This window comes from Streptomyces sp. W16 (assembly GCF_033194735.1).
Lineage (GTDB): Bacteria > Actinomycetota > Actinomycetes > Streptomycetales > Streptomycetaceae > Streptomyces.
In genome coordinates this window covers 1-3,027 of the sequence record NZ_JAWOAI010000821.1, presented here as the reverse complement: position 1 = coordinate 3,027, position 3,027 = coordinate 1, and the positions used below count along the sequence as shown (strand labels likewise).

The 3,027-nt window shown below is 73.2% G+C and carries 2 protein-coding genes and 1 pseudogene; all 3 read right to left on the bottom strand.

All coding sequences use genetic code 11. The annotated features are described in order from the left end of the window. Nucleotides 1-1,119 (bottom strand): annotated as a pseudogene (locus R6V09_RS49895) (ATP-binding protein); the annotation flags it as partial. Nucleotides 1,120-1,160: 41 nt separating this feature from the next. Beyond that, a complete protein-coding gene (locus R6V09_RS49890; RefSeq protein WP_317888050.1) occupies nucleotides 1,161-1,844 on the bottom strand; it encodes a DUF4255 domain-containing protein in 684 nt (227 codons plus the stop codon). Between the two features lie 177 nt (nucleotides 1,845-2,021). Beyond that, entirely contained in the window at nucleotides 2,022-2,690 is a 669-nt protein-coding gene (locus R6V09_RS49885; RefSeq protein ID WP_317888049.1) for a helix-turn-helix transcriptional regulator, read from the bottom strand. Nucleotides 2,691-3,027: the final 337 nt, after the last annotated feature.

Here is a 3,027-nt window from a genome sequence, read left to right as displayed (position 1 = left end):
GAGGTGGTACGGCGCGACGGTGGCCCGTACGTCGAAGCCGCTGTCCTCGCCGACGGCCTCCGTCCAGGCACGCAGCGCCGCCGCGCGCTGCCGGGGCGCCTCCAGGATCAGCGGGTCGCTCTCGCACCACTGCGGGTCGTACGGGCGGGCCGCGGCGAACACCACGGAGACATCAGCGGCATCCGTCAACGCCCTTACCAGTGCGCCGGGTTGGTCGGGCAGCCCGCTCACCACGACCGTACGGCCGCCCAGCCGCGCCTCGCGCAGCAGCTCCGGCACCCGTTCCACGGGACCGGAGAAACGCACGGCGGGCACGCCCGCCGCGTCCAGCGCGGCCGACACGCACACCAGTCCGTCACCCTCGTGACGCTCCCTCAGATACACGGCGAGCGGCGGACCGCCGGCGAGCAGCACGGCCAGCCGGTCCACGAAGTGGGTGAACTCGTCGTCCCCGCCCGGGTCCTGACCGTCGTGCGCGTCGTACGACGTTCTCGGCGTCGCCAGTGGGTGGAGGTGGCCGGCGAGTGCCGCGTCCGGGGTGTCGTCGCCGAGCAAGTGGGCCACGATCCGGTCCGGTACCCGCAACGCGCGGCTGAGGAAAGGGCGTTCGGGCTCCTCCACGGTGAGAAGCCCGAGGGCGGACAGCGGGGCCGTGGGATGGAACCGGGCCCGTCCCTCCGCCCGGTGGGCCGGGATGCCGCACAGGTCGAGGGCCAGTCCCACGGTGGCCCGGCGGCGGCTGACGTCGTCGTTGAGGTAGCCGTAGAGGGGCTCGAAGGTGCGGTCGAGGTCGGGGGCGAGGGCGATGAGGAGGAGCGCGGTGTCGAGGTCGGTGAGCCGCAGGGCAGCGAGTCGGTCGGTCCGGTCGGGCGCCAACTTCCGTGCGGGTGGCGCCGGTTCGGGCGACCGCAGGAGCAGGTACTCCACGGCCTCCCCGGACAGGTAGAGGCCGCGCAACGGGTCGGTGGCCGTGGGGTCGGTGGCGGAGCGCTGCGCGACGAGCAGGGCGACGCGCTCGCGGAGGCGGCCGAGCCGGGCGAGGAGAGCGTCGGCCTCCGGCTCGGCGACGAGGGCTGCGCCGTCCGTGCCTGTCACGTCCCCGTTCCCGTCCCCGGCCATCGCATCGACTTCCCCGACAGGCACGCCGACTTCCTCGACGGTCATGTCCCCGTCCCCGGCGTCCTCCGGCGCCGTGCCGCCTCGCGGGCCTCCCGTGCCGCCGTCACCTGGTGCGGGCGGTGGGCGCGTTCCTCCGGGCCCGGTGACGTGCCGTCGAGACCCTGGACGCGGACCGCGGCGCCCTCGGTGACCGGTGGGCCCGCGTCGTACTCGGGGTAGGCCGGGAAGGGCGCGGTGACGACGAGGTCGAGGGACGGCTTGAGTTCGCCGCCGAGGGCGGACCAGATCTCCGCGAGGGACCGTGACTCGGTCTGGATGCCGGCCACCGAGATCGGCACCGTCAGTCCCAACTCGCCGAGGGAACCCGGAAGTTCGGCGGGGGCGAGCAGCTCGCGCGGGATCAGGGTGGCCAACACGGCGGACAGCAGCCGGTGTTCGTCCTGCGGCCGTTTCGTCCACGCCGTCACCAGGTACGAGAGCCGGAACCAGCGCGGCGGCTGGCGGCGCTTGACGACCACGTCGCGCTCGTCGCGCACGGCGACATGCCCGCGCTGGCGCCGGTGCACGTCCTCCCGGATGTCGTACAAGTAGGTGTTGATCGTGGGGGTGTTGCGCCGGGCCGCCCAGTCGCGGGTCGGCGCGTCGAAGGAGACCTCGATGCCCGAACCGGCCAGTGCGCCGCCGCCGATCAGGTCCTTCAGGACCTCGTCCACCTCGTGGATCACCGCCGTGCTCCCGCCCTGCCGTGCTGTCGTGCCCCGCGGTGCGCGTCGGCGCCCGATACGCCCCTGTCGGCCGTACTCCGATCGTGCCGTCCCAACCGGCCCTCCCCGCAAGCACCTTGGGGACGCGGGCCGGGCACGGCGGGTTGCCCTCGGGTCCGGCTTCGAGTGCCCGTTCGGTCAGATGTAGCCTTCCCGGAGGGCATGTGCCACGGCGTGCGCCCGATTGCGCAGATGAAGGCGGGTGGTGAGCCCGTGCATCACGTTTTTGACGGTGCGTTCGGAATAGGAGAGCTTGCTGGCGATCTCTCCGGTGTCGAGTCCCTCGGCGACCAGCCGCAGGACGTCCACCTCACGCGGCGCGAGCCCCGCCGTCTGGACTCCCGACCGGCCCGCCGCGCTGCGGTGCAGCGTCCCGACCTGTTCGACGAGCCTGCCGATGAGATCGGCCGGCAGGTCGCCGTCGCCGCGGGCCGCCGCGATCACGGCCTGCACCAGGCGCTGCGCGGTCGCCTCCTGGCGCCATACGATGGCGCCGACCCCGCACTCGATCACATCGAGCAACTCCGCCTCCCGCAGGGCCCCGACGACGAGTACGGCCCGTCCGCCCTCGCTGCGCACGAGTCTGCGCAGCTTGGTGAGCGCGGATTCGTCGAGTGTGTCGGCAATGAACAGGGCCACTCTGCCGGGGCCGGTGTCGCTCTCCTCGCGGAGGTCGATCTCCGGGTATCTGCGCAGCTGGCTGAGTGCTCCCTCGCGCGAGATCGGGTCCGGGGCGTGGACCGCCACGGGTATCCGGTCGCCGGAGTCGGCCGTACCGGGATGCGCGGTCCGCGATGAGCTGAGCAACGTTCTCCCTCTGATCCGCATACGTGCCACCCCAGTTGTGCTGGTGGCGGCCGTGTACTCCTCACCCTCGTGGGGCGGGTGGGACGCGCGCAATCGTGGAGCACCACGAGCAACACCACGAGATCGGACGGACGACGGACCACGACGGATACGAGGAGGACCGCGATGCCGGGGACCACGCCTGACGCCGGAACGTCCGTGATGCCCTGCGAACACCGGGACGCGGCGCGGCTGTTGGCGGCGGAGGCCGCGCATGCCCGGGCCGGCTCCGGCCGCCTCGTGCTGCTGCGCGGGGCCACCGGGACGGGGCGTACCACCGTGCTGGAGGCCGCCGCCG